At 37.5% G+C, this 15,941-nt stretch carries 13 protein-coding genes; 5 read left to right on the forward strand and 8 right to left on the reverse strand.

Annotated features, from left to right (window positions below; genetic code table 11):
• The first annotated feature begins 976 nt into the window (after nt 1-976).
• The 3 genes from MT391_RS15595 to MT391_RS15605 all read left to right on the forward strand — a co-directional run bounded on the left by MT391_RS15595 (nt 977) and on the right by MT391_RS15605 (nt 4,592).
• The gene (locus tag MT391_RS15595) at nt 977-2,635 is read left to right on the forward strand and encodes a putative transporter (protein WP_166372437.1); all 1,659 of its coding nucleotides are present in this window, start codon (nt 977-979) and stop codon (nt 2,633-2,635) included.
• A 240-nt stretch (nt 2,636-2,875) separates the two neighbouring features.
• The gene (locus tag MT391_RS15600) at nt 2,876-4,021 is read left to right on the forward strand and encodes a DUF3541 domain-containing protein (RefSeq protein WP_499498882.1); all 1,146 of its coding nucleotides are present in this window, start codon (nt 2,876-2,878) and stop codon (nt 4,019-4,021) included.
• A 175-nt stretch (nt 4,022-4,196) separates the two neighbouring features.
• A complete protein-coding gene (locus MT391_RS15605) occupies nt 4,197-4,592 on the forward strand; it encodes a DUF2391 family protein (protein ID WP_028868395.1) in 396 nt (131 codons plus the stop codon).
• Nucleotides 4,593-4,726: 134 nt separating this feature from the next.
• Here the strand turns inward: MT391_RS15605 and MT391_RS15610 are convergent, their stop codons facing one another.
• Genes MT391_RS15610 through MT391_RS15625 form a run of 4 tightly spaced genes read right to left on the reverse strand, consistent with a single transcriptional unit; the run spans nt 4,727 to nt 7,008 of the window.
• Nucleotides 4,727-5,473 carry an SDR family NAD(P)-dependent oxidoreductase gene (locus tag MT391_RS15610; RefSeq protein ID WP_499498884.1) on the reverse strand — a complete coding sequence of 249 codons (747 nt, stop codon included), beginning with the start codon at nt 5,471-5,473 and terminating at the stop codon, nt 4,727-4,729.
• Nucleotides 5,439-5,873 (reverse strand): thiol-disulfide oxidoreductase DCC family protein, encoded by a 435-nt coding sequence (locus tag MT391_RS15615; protein WP_166372433.1) that lies wholly within the window; start codon nt 5,871-5,873, stop codon nt 5,439-5,441. The genes MT391_RS15610 and MT391_RS15615 overlap by 35 nt, the downstream gene beginning before the upstream one ends.
• Nucleotides 5,874-5,920: 47 nt before the next feature.
• Entirely contained in the window at nt 5,921-6,391 is a 471-nt protein-coding gene (locus tag MT391_RS15620; protein WP_499498885.1) for a DUF3429 domain-containing protein, read from the reverse strand.
• 2 nt (nt 6,392-6,393) lie between these two features.
• Entirely contained in the window at nt 6,394-7,008 is a 615-nt protein-coding gene (locus MT391_RS15625; RefSeq protein ID WP_499498887.1) for a flavin reductase family protein, read from the reverse strand.
• 477 nt (nt 7,009-7,485) lie between these two features.
• Between MT391_RS15625 and MT391_RS15630 the strand changes: the two genes are divergently transcribed.
• The gene (locus tag MT391_RS15630; RefSeq protein WP_499498888.1) at nt 7,486-7,923 is read left to right on the forward strand and encodes a hypothetical protein; all 438 of its coding nucleotides are present in this window, start codon (nt 7,486-7,488) and stop codon (nt 7,921-7,923) included.
• A 139-nt stretch (nt 7,924-8,062) separates the two neighbouring features.
• On the opposite strand, the gene MT391_RS15635 is transcribed toward MT391_RS15630, so the two are convergent.
• Genes MT391_RS15635 through MT391_RS15645 form a run of 3 tightly spaced genes read right to left on the reverse strand, consistent with a single transcriptional unit; the run spans nt 8,063 to nt 11,195 of the window.
• Complete coding sequence (locus MT391_RS15635; protein WP_499498890.1) at nt 8,063-8,725, reverse strand: DUF3299 domain-containing protein; 663 nt, start codon at nt 8,723-8,725, stop codon at nt 8,063-8,065.
• Nucleotides 8,726-8,733: 8 nt separating this feature from the next.
• Nucleotides 8,734-10,488 carry an ABC transporter permease gene (locus tag MT391_RS15640; protein WP_499498892.1) on the reverse strand — a complete coding sequence of 585 codons (1,755 nt, stop codon included), beginning with the start codon at nt 10,486-10,488 and terminating at the stop codon, nt 8,734-8,736.
• Nucleotides 10,488-11,195 carry an ABC transporter ATP-binding protein gene (locus MT391_RS15645; RefSeq protein WP_499498894.1) on the reverse strand — a complete coding sequence of 236 codons (708 nt, stop codon included), beginning with the start codon at nt 11,193-11,195 and terminating at the stop codon, nt 10,488-10,490. Before MT391_RS15645 ends, MT391_RS15640 begins: the two co-directional genes overlap by 1 nt.
• A gap of 409 nt (nt 11,196-11,604) precedes the next feature.
• On the opposite strand from MT391_RS15645, the gene MT391_RS15650 reads away from it, so the two are divergent.
• A complete protein-coding gene (locus MT391_RS15650; protein ID WP_499498895.1) occupies nt 11,605-12,426 on the forward strand; it encodes a 2-keto-4-pentenoate hydratase in 822 nt (273 codons plus the stop codon).
• Between the two features lie 648 nt (nt 12,427-13,074).
• On the opposite strand, the gene MT391_RS15655 is transcribed toward MT391_RS15650, so the two are convergent.
• Nucleotides 13,075-15,810: a nitrate reductase gene (locus MT391_RS15655; protein ID WP_499498897.1), complete on the reverse strand. Its 2,736-nt coding sequence runs from the start codon at nt 15,808-15,810 to the stop codon at nt 13,075-13,077.
• Nucleotides 15,811-15,941 lie beyond the last annotated feature (131 nt).

The following is a 15,941-nucleotide window of genomic DNA, read 5'->3' on the forward strand; positions in this document are numbered from 1 at the left end:
TAAAATAGCCCCACTGGTTAGTTCCGGTGGGGCTTTTTTAATTCTGATGATTTATGAGCTACGTAGAAAGTAGGGTGAGTTTGCCGATAGGCAAGGATAACGAACAATGTTCACCCATCGACGAGCTTGCATCATATTCAGAAAAATCCCTGTTGACTGACGTCAGTAGGGATTTTTTCGTTTAGGGCTGTGGTGATGAACGACTTGAGCGTAGGATAAAAAACGCCACGCAGTGGCCATCCTTTAGTGCGAACGTAGGGCGAATATCGCGACAGCGATGGTTAATGAGCAATCTCCACCCATTGCCAAGCGCCTAATTAAACGAACCCTGTTGAGTAATTTCGACAGGTTTTTTTTATGTCTATTGATTGATGACCTACGTAGAAAGTAGGGTGAGTTTGCCGACAGGCAAGGTTTACGAGCGGAGGAGCTCTGCGAAGACCATTCCACCGTCAAGCTTGCATAGTATTCAGGAAAAAACCTGTAGACTCTGTCTACAAGGTTTTTTTCGTTTAGGGCTTTTAGTGGTGATGTCCTGCTTTCACAGGGGATAAATAAAGCACCACTGAGTTGCCATCTTTTAGAGTGATAGGTAGGGCTGGATTGATACTTCTACACTTTTAAATGAACGACCTTAGCTCTGGATGGTTGAAGTTCTTCATTCAATATTTGATCGATACACATCTTGTCTGCTATCGATTCAATAAAAATCAATTATGAGATCTGACCTTTGTTTTTGATATCTATTTATTCCCTTTGTAAATATCACTAAGTAAGTGTGATTTAGATAGCTAATTATGATTAATAATAGACCTATTATACCTACCTATTAGTTTGATTTGATTGCCATTGCTTACTTTTTAACGATAACTTTTATCAATTAGCTTTACACTCTTTTCACTCTGTTCACTGATTCCAAATCGCATAAATAAATCTATTTTTATCGGTTTGGCTATTATTTATTAAAGGAGTTTTTATGGGTGAGATCGCACTATCTATTAGCATGTTATCACTGGTTGCAGTGATCGGCTTATGGATAGGAAGTTGGAAAGTTTATGGCGTCGGGCTTGGTATTGGAGGGGTACTTTTTGGTGGCATTTTTGTGGGCCACTTTAGTACACAATACGGAATTGAACTTGATATGCATACTCTACATTTCATTCAAGAGTTTGGTCTAATCTTATTTGTTTATACTATTGGTATTCAGGTTGGCCCTGGCTTTTTTGCTTCGTTACGTAATTCTGGAATGCGATTAAATGGCTTTGCCGCTTTATTGGTCTTGCTTAGCTGTATTGTCACCGCTGTGTTGTATAAATTATTTGATGTTCCATTACCTATTATTCTAGGTATTTTTTCCGGGGCTGTTACTAATACGCCTTCATTAGGGGCGGGCCAGCAGATTATGGGAGAGCTTGGTGCTACATCCGAATTACTTGGGCAAACAGGTATGGGTTATGCAATAGCATACCCTTTTGGTATCTTAGGTATTTTATTTACAATGTGGATCATACGTTGGTTTTTCCGAGTAAATATTAATGAGGAAGCTGATTCTTTTGATAATCAGACTGGGAAAAAAAATTCTAATCTGAATTCAATTAATGTTGAACTTCATAATATTAATTTAGATGGTTTAATGATTAAGAATATTCCTATCATTAATAGTGGTCGTGTTGTTTGCTCTCGCTTAAAGCATGCTGACGAGTTGTTAATACCGACTGCGGGTACCATTGTTAAAATGGGCGATTTATTAAATTTGGTCGGCGATCAAAAGTCATTAGATGAAGCGCGTTTAATTATCGGTGAAGTGGTTGACGCCTCTCTCTCGACAAAGGGGACAAATTTGCGTTCAGTGCGCGTAGTGGTTACTGCCGATGAAGTCTTAAATAAAAAGATTGGAGAACTAAACTTAATTGAAACTTATGATGTGGTAATTTCAAGGCTTCATCGCAGTGGTATTGAGCTAGTACCCAGTAGTTCAATGTCGTTACAATTTGGGGATATTTTAAATTTAGTGGGGCGCCAAGATGCAATTGATGCAGTAGGGGCTGTTGTTGGTAATGCAGAGCAAAAACTGCAACAGGTACAGATGCTACCTGTGTTTATTGGAATCGGTTTAGGTATGTTAGTTGGTTCAATTCCTATTACTATTCCAGGTTTTCCGGTTGCCTTAAAATTAGGCTTAGCAGGAGGCCCTTTAATTGTTGCACTGATTTTAGCTAGAATTGGCAGTATCGGTAAGCTTTATTGGTTTATGCCGCCAAGTGCTAATCTTGCATTACGTGAAATTGGGATAGTTCTTTTTCTAGCAGTTGTTGGGTTAAAATCAGGCGGACAATTTTTAGAAACACTTACTGAAGGAGATGGACTTATTTGGATGTGTTATGGCATCGCAATTACTTTTATTCCCCTTCTTACTGTAGGTTTTATTGCTCGGATATTTACTAAAATAAATTATCTTAGCTTATGTGGAATGCTCGCTGGTTCAATGACTGATCCTCCAGCATTGGCTTTTGCTAATGGCCTTCACCCAACAAGCGGCGCTTCAGCACTTGCTTACGCAACAGTCTATCCTTTAGTTATGTTCTTGCGGATTTTATCACCGCAAATTATGGCATTATTGCTTTGGGCTGGTTAAAAAACAATGATGTTTAATCGTTAAGTTATATGTTTGTTGTATAAATAATATCGCTGACAGATAAGTTATCCTGTATTCAAAGACCATTAATTATTTAATGGTCTTTGTTTTTTTATAGAGATTGCGCAGCCATCGTATATTTTAATTAGCTTGATTAGTTAACTCGATTAATTGCTCACTTAATTAGTTGGGTTAATCAGTTATTTAAATGATGGTTAGCTAAGACAAAAAGGAAGTTGTATGAGATTTTTACATATTACCAGTTCTATTATTATCTCTTTGCTAGTTACTTTAAATGTATATAGTTCAGAGCCACTGCTTTCTATCAATGCGCCCGTTGTTGATATTCAAAATCAATTAACCACACGAACCACTAACCTTAATCCTAGCTTTGAACAGGATGCAGATTTAATTCGTAGTACCTATGAAGCACGTTTATATACTTTGCCTGCTTTTAAGTCTGGTCATTATGGCTTGAGAATGTACCGACAAACGCTTGATAATAAATATGCAGCTGCAATATGGTCGGACATGGCGCGAGTTGCCAGTCGTTTAAATTTTTTTGCTAACGAAGTGCATACACCGGAGCAGATCAGAAAGTATGCAGAACAGCGCGTTGAAGGTTATTTGGGCGAGGAAAGCGAGCGTAGTCAGTTACGTTATCAAATTACCAAGGAGATGCCTGAGTACCTTTATTTAGGTGTTGATTTACTGGGGTCAATGGCGCGTGCCAATGAGTATGGATTACAGCACCTTGAAAATAATAGATTAAAACAAATTATTCGCCGTTATGATTTTACTAAATATGCAACCAATGAGGCTATGATCAAAGCTTGGGCTGCACAATTAGCCAATCAAGTGTACTGGTTACGACAACTGGGCGAGCAGGATGTTGTAGAGGAGTTTATTACTACCTTTAGAAAGGTTTATCCTGATGCGATGGATAATAGTTTATCAGAACAGCAATTTGGCAATAAAATTTACGGGTTAACACATATTATCTTCGCGGCATCTGCTTATTATCAGCATTCTGTTAGGGAACAAGATCACCAATGGTTGTTTGATTACTATCGCGATAATATTGATACTATTATTGCTCGAGCAAAAGAAGATGTAGTTGCGGAGGTTGGTATTAACTTCTTATTGGCCGGTTTAGATAATGATCCGGTGGTATTAAAAACTAGAAAGGTTATTCAGCAATCATTAAATCGCGATCAAGGTTTAGTACCTTCTGTAACCGGGGGAGTTGATTTGAAAAAAGGGGAACATCGTAATGTATTAGCTATTATGTTGCTTGACTGGAAAGGAGTGCATGCAGCACCAACAATCAGCCAACAACCCGAACTATTTCGTTCCAAGCCTTATGGTCTAGTAGCAAAGGACTAATATTAAATCTTTCGAAGGCTATGCCTATTATCTTATCGGTAGTTCTCCTTGCTAACCTTGTGCCTAAAGTATCATGTTTATAGGTATCGATAAGTAAAGCGATGACTTTTGTTCAAGTATGTTATAACTTGATATTTCTTTATCTGTTTTAATAGGCAATAAGCTTAGGGTCGATATGAAATTTAGCTTTAATTTTGAAGATGCGAGTCAAATATTTGTAGGTGCTTTTGCGCTGGCTGTACCGATCTCTTTTTCTGAAGAAGCGTGGCGCTTAGGTGAAACTTTACCTCATACTAATCTGCTAATGTTATTAACCTTATCTGTTATATTTTTAACACTTTATACCTATGAAAGTGTTTTCCAAAAAGATATACAATCTAGAAAGTTAGTTTTTGTCTCACGTATTATTATTGCTTATATTATGACGGCTTTAGTGGTTGCATTAGTACTCTTTTGTTTAAATAAGTTGCCCTTCTTCGATGACCCATTGATCGCTATTAAACGCATTATTGTCATTACGATGCCTGCTTCAATGGGGGCAATTGTGGTGGATAGTTTTGATAAGGAGTAGCAGATACCCCTTAGATATAGATACTCTTAAATATAAATATCCGTAAAATATAGATACTTTCTTAATTCCTTCTTATTTAAAGACAATTTCAGTAGCGAACACAATGACAAGTGGTTATTGAACTCTCATCGTTGTTACCATGGTATCGCTTTGCCTTGCCAATCGACAAAACTTGCTTCGCCATCGATGTTAGTATTTTTCACTATTTCTATAAGCTGTAATGCAACAAATTCACTGCTAAATAATTTATCTTCAGGCACATTTTTTTGGAAAGGTTTAGATAGCGGTGTGTCGGTGGTACCAGGATGAAAAGAGATTAATTTAATGTTTTTAACTGTTCTTGAGAACTCCACCGCTGCGGATTTAATTAACATGTTTAGCGCTGCTTTTGATGCACGATAGCTATACCAACCGCCTATATGATTGTCACTAATACTGCCAACTCGCGCACTAAACACAATGATTTTGCAGGCTTGTTTTTGATTCAACTTGTGTTTAAAGGTTGGGATTAAGTTTTTTATCCATAACATAGGAGTAAGTGCATTGGCTGTCATCACTTCATTAAATGCATTTTCTGTTAATCCTTGTAAACGTTTCTCCGGTTTAACTTGTTCACTATGTAATAAACCATGACAAATAAATACCTGTGATAATGGTGCCGTAAGTTTTTTATTTAAGTCTGTTATTGTTTTTTGTATCGTCGATTCCTGATAATCGGCCACTGAAAAAATATCACTATTGTTAAACATATCCTGCTGATAAAAATGACTATCACGGGTGATAACCATTAAATTGGACTGGTTGGCTTTTATTACTTCAACTGCAAGCGCTTTTGCAATACCACTGTTAGCGCCGATGATTAGTGTTGTTTGGTCTTTCATAGCAGGTTCCTTGTTCACATGTGTTGATACCTATTCCAAAGCGACGATGTATAAAGCTAGAAATAGGATAACGATATTTAGCGAGTATTAAGTAAGATGCATTAGCGACTTGCTTTATAACCGGCCATTGCAAGGGAGCAACGAGTCCACCTTTGCCTACCAATGTCCAAGCTCGGTGTGTCACTTCTAAACCTAGTAATAACTTTCCCTGATATTCCCCATGTAAAATAGCGAGTGCTTTAGTTACATTAATATGAGGAAAACGGGCTTCAAAATTATCCTGATGTAGGTCTTCTAAACTGATTTTATCAGTGAGATCTTGTTGTTTTAATCTTTGCATTTCTAAACTACACAATGGACATCTGCCATCGTAAAAAATCGTTAACTCTTTTGAACTCATCTTCTTATCCTTATTATTTGAATCTAAGCTTCTGTCATCGCCTGTTGTTAATACCATAATAGAAGTGCAGTAACATGTGAAAGAACAACTAAAAGTGTCAATATTAATCTCATTTTTATATAGCTTGCTGTTAATGTTATTTGTTGTTGGAAACGTAGTAGGTATTCTGTGAACAGCAGCCCTGCATAAGTAATAGGCAAAATAATTAACGCATAAAAAACAGGCATTAATAAACAAGCAAAGACAATTAAACAAAGTACATTACTGAGCAATTGCAATTTAACCTGTTTTTTCGATGCTTCTTTTTGCCATAACGTGCCGGACATAAAACTTAATATAATGGCACTATAAAAAACAAAAGCCTGTTGTATCGAAACAATAAGAGAGTGAGGTTCTAGTTGCTCGTTATTTACTATTTGGCTAAGCAACAAACAAATATAAAAAGGTAATAATCCTAAATAACCTAAGTAAGTAGATATTTTTTCAACAGCCTTATCTGCTTTGTTTATATCGCTCATAGCTAATCACCGTTAACACTTAATTTGCTACTGTTTTTATTTGGTTTAGCGTAGCTTAAACGAGACAGGCGCTGACTAGTATGATAGCTATCCAGTCCAGATATTGACGTGCTATGTAGTTGTTCAATATCAATATAACCATCTTCTTGAATCGCATCATGAGCACAGACAACTAGCTTTATCTCACCAATAATAAACTGTGTATTGTTGAGTGGAATGGGGATTATTTGCTTCAACTCAACGGCATATTTTAAAACACTCTGTTTTACAAAAGGTGCTTTTATAGGGGCGATAAAATGTGTCGATAAGCCTGTAGCCTCAAACTCACTTTGATGTTTAGGATAACGAGCAGAGGTTTGATGTGCTTGTTGATAGAAATCAGCAGATACTTGGTTGATTGTATACTCAGAAGTATTGATAATATTATCTAATGTGTGCCTATCGTTATTATCTGGACGCATCACAAACCCTACTAAAGCAGGCGAAGCTCCGAGATGAACGACTGAGCTAAACATAGCGACATTAGTCTTGCCTTGTTTATCCTGCGTCGCTATTAGGTTGGCACTTTTAAAGCCTGATAAGCTATTAATAAACCGTGCTCTATCCCTATCTGGCATAGCTTTAAAATCACTGCTGTCAAAATATTTAAAAGTGATAAATCTCTCCTTACAAAGGTAAAACAAAGTTAAATTTTTGCCTCACCTGAATATTTAATGAGTACTTATTAAACGGGTACTTATTCAATGAATACACGTAATAAGATTAAATACACGTGTTTGTATGTGATATTTAGTGTTATGAATTGCTTATGTATAGATACGTTAATGTCGCTTACTAAGATCTGCTTTGCTTAAAAATAATTTGATTTATGCTAATTTAATTTTCAATTGGGTTGGCGGTAGCTTTGGTGGTGTCATTGTTACTAAGAATTGTTACAAAGCATTCTTTATGAGGATTGTTGAAAGACCTTATTGAAAGGGATAGCTGAAAGGCATTCTTAAGTAGCGTTGTTAAGTTGGTTAACTATTGGGTGAATCAATACAATTCACTATCCTACCTATATGGGTTTATTAAGAGTTAAATAGGATTACTCAATGAAAAAAATAATGAAAACAGTCTGTGTATTCGCACTTTTTACTTCTTCGCTATTGGCTGCTGCAACCGATACAGAGACACCTTTTACTTCACTGGATTTTGCACAAGTTAGTAATGTAAGGGCAACACAGAGTCAAGATGGTAGCTGGTGCTTTGATACCCAAGTTAGACACAACGACCAAGATTGGCAGCATTATGCAGATGCTTGGCAAATAGCGGACTTAAAAGGTAATGTATTGGCTATTCGAGAACTGGCACATCCCCATGATAACGAGCAGCCTTTTACACGCAGTTTGTGCAATATCAAGTTACCTAAAGGATTAATGAAGGTCGTGGTGAGCGCAAAATGTAATGTGCATGGCGTTGGCGGTCAATCTGTAGAAGTGGACTTAACGCTTGAAAAAGGTGAGCGATTTAGTATAACCAGAAGAGATTAGTTCAGGCTAAATTAATTATTGGATTGGTTATTAGACGGGTTATTAGATTTGTTATTAGCCGCTAGTCAGAATGTTAATAGGCTCAAAACCGTCGTAATTACTCTACTACGGTTTTGAGCCTATTAACTTGTTAGCAATTTTAATGCGTTGCAATAAACGGTTCTACGATGGCATCTTCTAAACTATAAGCCATGCGCACTTGTTTTTTACCATCAACTAAATAAAGGTCTTTAACTTCCGGTGTGACTCGTAAAGTGCCCGTTATTTTTATTGGCATATAAGGAGAGCCAGCATGAACAGGTGTTGCTGCTTTTACGAATATTAATTGGTTTGCCGGAGGCACTGGTTTGTGTGAGCAAGCCCCAATGGTAGGAACTAGTAAAAACTCCGATACGGTCCCATTATTAAACTCAAGCGCCAACATATAGCCAGACATCTGTATTTCTCTATTGGCTAACAAGTCATTAGTAATTAGGACTGCTTTTTGGCGCTTTTTCATAATAATATCGCGCTGCTCAAACATATACTCAATATTAATATTTTCTTTTATTAACTGGGCTTTAGCTTGTTCAGCTTCTTTGAGCATGGCATCAGTTATCTCATATGAAGGATATAAGGTTTTCATCTCTGTAATACGGCCATAAACAGATAGATTAAAAAGTTGATCATCTGTTAAAGCAGCAAAAGGGTCTTGATAAGGTTCAACTTTTCCCTGCAAGTCTTGCCAACCGATCTGCATCGGTTGAGCCTGAACCATAGAGGTTAAGATGATTAAAAATGGTATTAATAAATATTTTTTCATGCTTATTCCTAAAATTTAATGCTCATTCCATCTGATAATGAATATTTGTAGATCAGCCAGCCAGGGATAAGTGCAATCAATAAAGCACTGCATTGGATAACGGCTAAAATAAGTAGATCATTAGACGTTAACATATTGATGTCAATATAAAACCCATAATAAGAGGCAAGCGGAGCTTGTAACACAGCAAGTAATAAATAAAGCAGTGCCACACCGATTACTATACCTGCAAAACAAACAAACCCAGCTTCACCAATGATTAAACCAAAGATATGTGCAGGCCTAGCGCCCACTGAGCGTAATATCGCCATCTCTCTGCGACGTTCATTTAAACTCATCAGGATAATACTTAACATACCTAATAGCCCGACTAAGACAACAAATACTGTGACTATGTTCAATGCAATTTCAGCAAGACTAAAGAACTGCCATAGCTCTTGCAGTGCCACAGCTGGAATAATCGCTGATAATGGCTCTTTAGGATAGTTATTAATATAACTCTGCATACCTAATATGGCTTGTGGTGAAGTTAAACCCACAAAAATAGCATTAATTTTTTCAGGCTTTATTTTTAATAAACGTGCCACGCGTTGATCTTGCGTTTCTCGGTGTTCGCTATGAATTTGATCGTCGTGCTCATGTCCTTCATGCGTTGCTTCATCATGATGCTCATGCTCTTGATGTGCTACTTCGTTGTGATGTTCATGTCCATCATGCGTTGCTTCGTCGCGATGTTCATGCTCTTGATGAGTCGCTTCGTCGTGATGCTTATACTCTTCATGCGTTGCTTCGTCGTGATGCTCATGCTCTTCATGCGTTGCTTCGTCGTGATGCTCATGCTCTTCATGCGTTGCTTCGTCTTGATGTTCATGTCCTTCATGCGTTGCTTCATCATGATGCTCATGTCCTTCATGCGTTGCTTCATCATGATGCTCATGCTCTTCATGCGTTGCTTCGTCGTGATGTTCATGTTCTTCATGTGCTACTTCGTCGTGATGTTCATGCTCTTGATGAGTCGCTTCGTCTTGATGTTCATGTCCTTCATGCTTTTCTTCGTCGTGATGTTCATGGCCTTGATGAGTCGCTAAGGTTTCTTCACCTGGGAGTACGCCAAAATGACCATGATTATCGGTATGCATCGCGGCCATTGCTTCTAAGGAAATAATTAAAGTTTGATCTATAGCAGTAAAAGAGGGGGCTAAAATAGCGCTGATATAAAAAGGAATATTGTCGTGGTGATGGCCTTCTATTTCACCACCTCCATGCGTCACAATGACTTCGTCACCAATTGCATAGTTTAATTTATTTGCTACTTCTGCGCCAATTACAACAGCAAACATATCTCCGTCTATCTTTCCTGAATGCACCTTAAGATGCTGTTTATTTGCATAGCTAAAATGGTCAAAGAAACTTAAATCAGTCGCCATCACAGTATAACCCTGGTGAGAATCACCTAAAGAAATAGGGACTGCCCATTCAACTGCTGGTGATTTTTGTATCTCCTGATAAGTTGCGTATTGAATGGTGTTTGTTGATTGGCCGATATGAAATACTGAGCTTAATAATAACTGTGAAGAAGCGCCACGTGAGCCGATAATTAAGTCTGTGCCTGAAATGCTTTTCATAAAACTTGAATTTGTTTCTGTCTTTAGGGTTTGCACGCCTAATAACAGAGTCACGCTGATCGCAATAGAAAAAAGAGTAATAAAAAATGTCAGTTTACGGTTAAGTAAGCTTTTGAATGCGAGAGATAAAATGGCCATTATATTGCCTCCTGGGTTACTAGGTTAGCATTCGCTTTATTAATTTCAGGTAGGCTAATGTGATAATCAAAGTGATTTTTTAAACTGGTATCATGGCTGACAAAAATCAGTGTAATGTCTTCTTTTTTACATTCTTCAAATAATATCTCAATGAAAGCTTGGCGATGATTTGCATCTAATGCTGAAGTAGGTTCGTCGGCGATAATTATTTCTGGGCTACCTAACATTGCTCGTGCTACCGCAACTCTTTGCTGTTGCCCTACACTTAATTGGTTCACATTACGTTGTAATAAAGCTGGATCAGTTAACCCTAGAGCGGCTAATAATCGTATTGCTTCAGTATTCAAACATTCACTGCGTTTTAGCACTTTTGCTTTTCGTAACGCTGAAAAAGTACAGGGTAGGGTGATGTTATCTAAGACGCTGAGATAAGGGATTAAATTAAATTGTTGGAATATAAAGCCAATATGGTTGGATCTAAAACTGTCTTTTTGGCTTGATGACAACTGTTGTAGTGATTGCCCAAGTATTGAAATCGAACCCTGTTGAGGTGTTAACACACCGCCTAATAAGTTTAATAGTGTACTTTTCCCACTTCCACTAGGACCTTCAATAAAAAGGTGCTGACCTTTTTCAATGTGTAAGGCTTCAATTTCAATAATTGCTTGTTGGTGCCAGGCAAAAGTTAAATTAGTTAATTTAATCATGATTCATCCGCTGTTTATTATGGGTCAGTATATGATTACTGAATTGTTATAATACAACGTTAATTTGTTATAATGTAACAAATTAAACCGAGCAATACGAGATGCTATTGTATTTTTTAGGTCGCTTTTATTCTCAGGTTTTTCTGAACGATTTAAATCTTAAGAAGTATTAACGATTATTCAATAACAATTATCGAAGCTGCTTTTTTTTGTTTGCTTTTTGTTTGCTTTTTGTTTGTATATTGTTCTCTTTTATACAATTGATATCTATCAAAATCCTGATTAAACAGTTAATTATCACTTTGTTTGCTGTTATAGGACGTTTATACTAATTTTTCAGGGCTCAAGTTTGCACTTACTTGTTGCCATCTTCACCATCAACTTATGAAATCCATTGTGAGAGTATTTTATGTCAGCTACCCCTTTAACTAGTGAGCAAATTAGCGAGCTAGCACATGCACTTTCTAGTGCTCGTAAAGATGTTCGTATTTTAGATAGTTTTCCAGGTCCTATTCCTACTTCATTAAAAGAGGCATATGTTGTTCAAGATGGTTCAATTGATGCTTCTGACCAAGCGATTGTTGGTTGGAAAGTGGGGATGATTCCTCCTGAGTTGCGTGAAGAATTGGGGGCTGAGCGTGTTATTGGGCCTATTTTTAACAATGTTCATGTGCCTCTAAATGAGCAACAATCATCGGGTGAAAAGTTTGAGTTACCTGTATTTGCTGGTGGCTTTATTGCTATTGAAGCAGAATTAGTGATAGAGATTAATCAAGATATCGCTCCTGGTAGCATTAATACTGCTGACGGTGTCGAGCATCTTGTTAAGGATGTTTATGCAGGTATCGAAATTGCGAGTAGCCCTGTTGTTGACCTAAATAGTTATGGTCCAACGGCAATCATTGCAGATATTGGTAACCAATACGGTGTGGTAGTGGGCAGCGCTATTAGTGATTGGAAGAACAGCATTGCTAATATGCAAACGAGTGTCACTATTAATGACCAGCTAATTAATACTGCTCCTACAGATGGTATTTTAAATGGTCCAATGGCAGCATTAGCTTTCATGATTGACTGTTGTGCTGAGCGCGGTATTACCTTACCTGCTGGTTCTTTATGTTGCTCTGGTGCAATCACTGGTGTGCATGAAGTATTAGTCGGTGCTAAGTCTACGGTTAAGTTTGGTAACGTTTGTACAATGGACTTTACCTTGGTTGATATTAATAAATAATTTTTACCAATTCAGTCAAACTTCAAAAGCGATCATTGGTCGCTTTTTTTGTCGCTATTGTAAAGTCACAAAAAAGCTATTCACCACTAAGCCGCTTATCTACACTGAGGACACGAAGGAAAATAAGGCTCAATAAACACTAAAATGCCTAGTTGGACTTGATTTTTTGGTGTTTTTATTTATTTCGTGAGCTTCGTGTCTTAGTGGTTAATCGCTTTTGATTTTAAATAAAAATAACCACAAAACTGCTTCGCTTACAGAGGACTCGAAGGAAAATAAGGCTCAATAAATATTAAAACTCGTTGCTGGGCTTGATTTATTTGGGGGCTTTGTACCTTCGTGGTTAATCGCTTTTGATTTTAAAGAAAAAATTACCCACGAAGCCGCTTCGCCACACAGAGGAGACGAAGGAAAATAGGGTTCAATAAACATCAAAATTCGTTATTGGCCTTGATTTTTTTGATGTTTTTATTTATTTCGTGAGCTTCGTGTCTTCGTGGTTAATCTCTTTTGATTTTAAATAAAAATAACCACAAAACTGCTTCGCTATACAGAGGGCACGAAGAAAAATAAGGCTCAATAAATACTAAAATACGTTATTAGCCTTAATTTATTTGGTCTATTCTATTATTCTGCAAATAAAAATAATTAAGCAACAAACTCTTCAACTTCAATGTGCTGTGTTGCCACAACCAAATTTTCGGCCAAAATATTTTCCACTTCAGGTAAACAACTACCACAACCTGTACCTGCACTAGTACATTGTTTAATGCTATCGAGTGAGTGGCAGCCTTGCTTCTGAATTGCTTCAGTAATGGTATTGATCCCCACCTGTTTACAAGCACAGATGATCTTACCCTGTGCTAGCTTGCCTTCAACAATTCCTGAAATGAGAGTGAGCTCAATACTACTATCAAGTGGAAGATCTAACACACTTTGTAGCCAATCTAATGACTGTGTGGTTAATTGCTCAGAGGTAATATAAGCATTATTAAGTTGTCCATTTTGTACAAAGGCATAACGATGTATCGCCTGCTGAGATTGATCTGTACTTGAAAATTGTAACGTTTTACCTTGTGTGTTTTGCAATAAACTTTGTATCGCTTGCGCTAATTCGGAAGCAGTGCGGTTATCAGCAATCCGGTACAAATAACCTTTTTCAACTTTTTGTTTTACCCAATAATCAAACTCGCCTAGTGCTAACGGTTGGCGTGTTAATAACATCGCTTCACTATGATAATGCCATTTTTTTAAGCTTACCTGAGTTGATTTAAAACCGGGTTGCCCAGAAATAGGGTCATTATCATCACTGACTAAATTACAAATGTTAGCACTTTTAGCGGTTTGGCTATTCCAGTGAATTGGCGTAAAAAGTTGTCCTTGATTTTGTTGTTTAGTGAGTAATGCTCTCACTAGCATTGCACCTTGAGGGCTATTGATCGCTACCAAATTGTTATCTTTTATCTGTGATTTTTCTGCATCATTTGGGTGTATTGCGACAAAAGGTTCAGTTATATGTGCACCTAAACGACTTGATAAGCCTGTGCGTGTCATCGTATGCCAATGGTCTCGAATACGTCCACTATTTAATATTAAAGGATATTGGGATTGTTTAGGTAGTTCGCTTTTCACATTAAGGCTCGTTGCTAATTGTGAGACTGCAATGAACTGTGCTTTCTTAGAAGCCGTAAAAAATTGCTTATCGGCAAATAAACGTTGGTGCACATTTTTTGTTTGCAAGTGAGTCACTGGCCATTGTTGCGGGGTTAACTGACTGTATCCTTTTGCATCAAGAGTGGTTAATCCAATTAAATTAAGATCACGTGTTAATCCATCTTCATTATCTAACGTAGTCATTTTTGTAAATTCAGAGAAAATTTCACCTTCATGCAGGTAATTAAACGCCTTTTTAAACCCCATGTGCTTAGCGACTTCACTGATGATCCACCAATCTGCTTTGGCTACACCTGGGCTAGGTAATAAACGACGCTGCCTTGAAATGCGTCTTTCAGAGTTTGTCACTGTACCTGATTTTTCACTCCAGCCTTGTGCGGGTAACAGTACATCCGCGTATTGGGTTGTTGCAGTGTCGGCCATACAGTCTGAGACAATCACAGTTGGACATTTTTTTAATGCCGCAATAATTTTATTACTGTTGGGTAAGCTGACCACAGGGTTAGTAGCAATGATCCAAACCGCTTTTATTTTACCTTTATTCATTGCTTCAAATAAATCTACTGCCTTTAATCCTGGGCTGGTGGCTAGTTGCTCTGTTTCCCAGAATTCGCTGATCAGTTGATTCGCTTTTTGATCTCCAAATTCCATGTGCGCGGCTAACGTATTGGCAAGTCCTCCAACTTCACGGCCTCCCATTGCATTAGGCTGGCCTGTTATTGAAAAAGGTCCCATTCCAGGTTGTCCGATTCGACCTGTAGCAATATGACAGTTAATAATACTGTTTACTTTATTACTTCCCTGAGTTGATTGGTTAACACCTTGGGAGTAAATGGTCAGTGTTTTTTCGGTGTTAGCAAAATGAGCAAAAAACAATGTTAAGTCTTGCTCACTCAACGCTAAATCAGTAGCTAGTTGAGCGATACTGGGGGCATCTTTCTGTGCACTTTTTAATGCGGCTTCAAAACCTTCACTATGTTGTTGAATATAGTCGTTATCAATTTTTTTATGTTCTACAAGATAGGTGAGTAAACCATTAAATAATGCGACGTCGGTTTCTGGTTGAATAGCTAAGTGTAAATCAGCAATAGAGCAGGTATCTGTTTCTCGTGGGTCGATAACGACAATAAATAAATTATCTCGTTTTGCTTTTTCAGCTTTTAAACGTTGGAATAAAACAGGGTGGCACCATGCTAAGTTAGAACCAGTGATCACCACCAATTCAGCAGTATCAAGATCTTCATAACAGCCTGGAACCGTATCACTACCAAAAGCACGTTTATGGCCAACAACACTTGAAGACATGCATAATCGAGAGTTGGTATCGATGTTCGCGCTACCAATAAAGCCTTTCATTAACTTATTGGCAACGTAATAATCTTCAGTAAGGAGTTGTCCTGATACATAAAAAGCAACTGAGTCTGGACCGTGTTCTTCGATGGCTTGTGAAAATTTTGAAGCAACATGTTGTAATGCTTGTGGCCAGTCTGTTTCTACACCATCAATTGAAGGGTGTAGCAATCGACCTTCATGACTAACGGTTTCACCCAGTGCTAATCCTTTAGAACAGAGGTTTCCATAATTAGCTGGATGTGATTTGTCACCGCGAATGCTTAATTCACCTTTAGCACCGATACTCGCTTCAATGCCACAGCCTACACCACAATATGCGCAGGTTGATTTAGTCCATAAGCTTTTTTCTTGGGTCATGTGGCTCTCTCTACTATTTAATATCCGTTTCTATACTTATATAGGGAGCAAAGAGCACACCAACTATGAAATTATTTAAAAATGATAGTTGATAAATATATTTTGACTTTAAAATCAATAACTAATGTTTT

Source organism: Vibrio sp. 1-Bac 57, from assembly GCF_037546855.1.
In the GTDB taxonomy this organism is placed as follows: Bacteria; Pseudomonadota; Gammaproteobacteria; order Enterobacterales; family Psychromonadaceae; genus Psychromonas.

Coding starts and splice junctions, on each gene's coding strand:
- MT391_RS15595 (WP_166372437.1), top strand. CDS start 977: ATGGGTGAGATCGCACTATCTATTAGCATGTTATCACTGGTTGCAGTG.
- MT391_RS15600 (WP_499498882.1), top strand. CDS start 2,876: ATGAGATTTTTACATATTACCAGTTCTATTATTATCTCTTTGCTAGTT.
- MT391_RS15605 (WP_028868395.1), top strand. CDS start 4,197: ATGAAATTTAGCTTTAATTTTGAAGATGCGAGTCAAATATTTGTAGGT.
- MT391_RS15610 (WP_499498884.1), bottom strand. CDS start 5,473: ATGAAAGACCAAACAACACTAATCATCGGCGCTAACAGTGGTATTGCA.
- MT391_RS15615 (WP_166372433.1), bottom strand. CDS start 5,873: ATGAGTTCAAAAGAGTTAACGATTTTTTACGATGGCAGATGTCCATTG.
- MT391_RS15620 (WP_499498885.1), bottom strand. CDS start 6,391: ATGAGCGATATAAACAAAGCAGATAAGGCTGTTGAAAAAATATCTACT.
- MT391_RS15625 (WP_499498887.1), bottom strand. CDS start 7,008: ATGCCAGATAGGGATAGAGCACGGTTTATTAATAGCTTATCAGGCTTT.
- MT391_RS15630 (WP_499498888.1), top strand. CDS start 7,486: ATGAAAAAAATAATGAAAACAGTCTGTGTATTCGCACTTTTTACTTCT.
- MT391_RS15635 (WP_499498890.1), bottom strand. CDS start 8,725: ATGAAAAAATATTTATTAATACCATTTTTAATCATCTTAACCTCTATG.
- MT391_RS15640 (WP_499498892.1), bottom strand. CDS start 10,488: ATGGCCATTTTATCTCTCGCATTCAAAAGCTTACTTAACCGTAAACTG.
- MT391_RS15645 (WP_499498894.1), bottom strand. CDS start 11,195: ATGATTAAATTAACTAATTTAACTTTTGCCTGGCACCAACAAGCAATT.
- MT391_RS15650 (WP_499498895.1), top strand. CDS start 11,605: ATGTCAGCTACCCCTTTAACTAGTGAGCAAATTAGCGAGCTAGCACAT.
- MT391_RS15655 (WP_499498897.1), bottom strand. CDS start 15,810: ATGACCCAAGAAAAAAGCTTATGGACTAAATCAACCTGCGCATATTGT.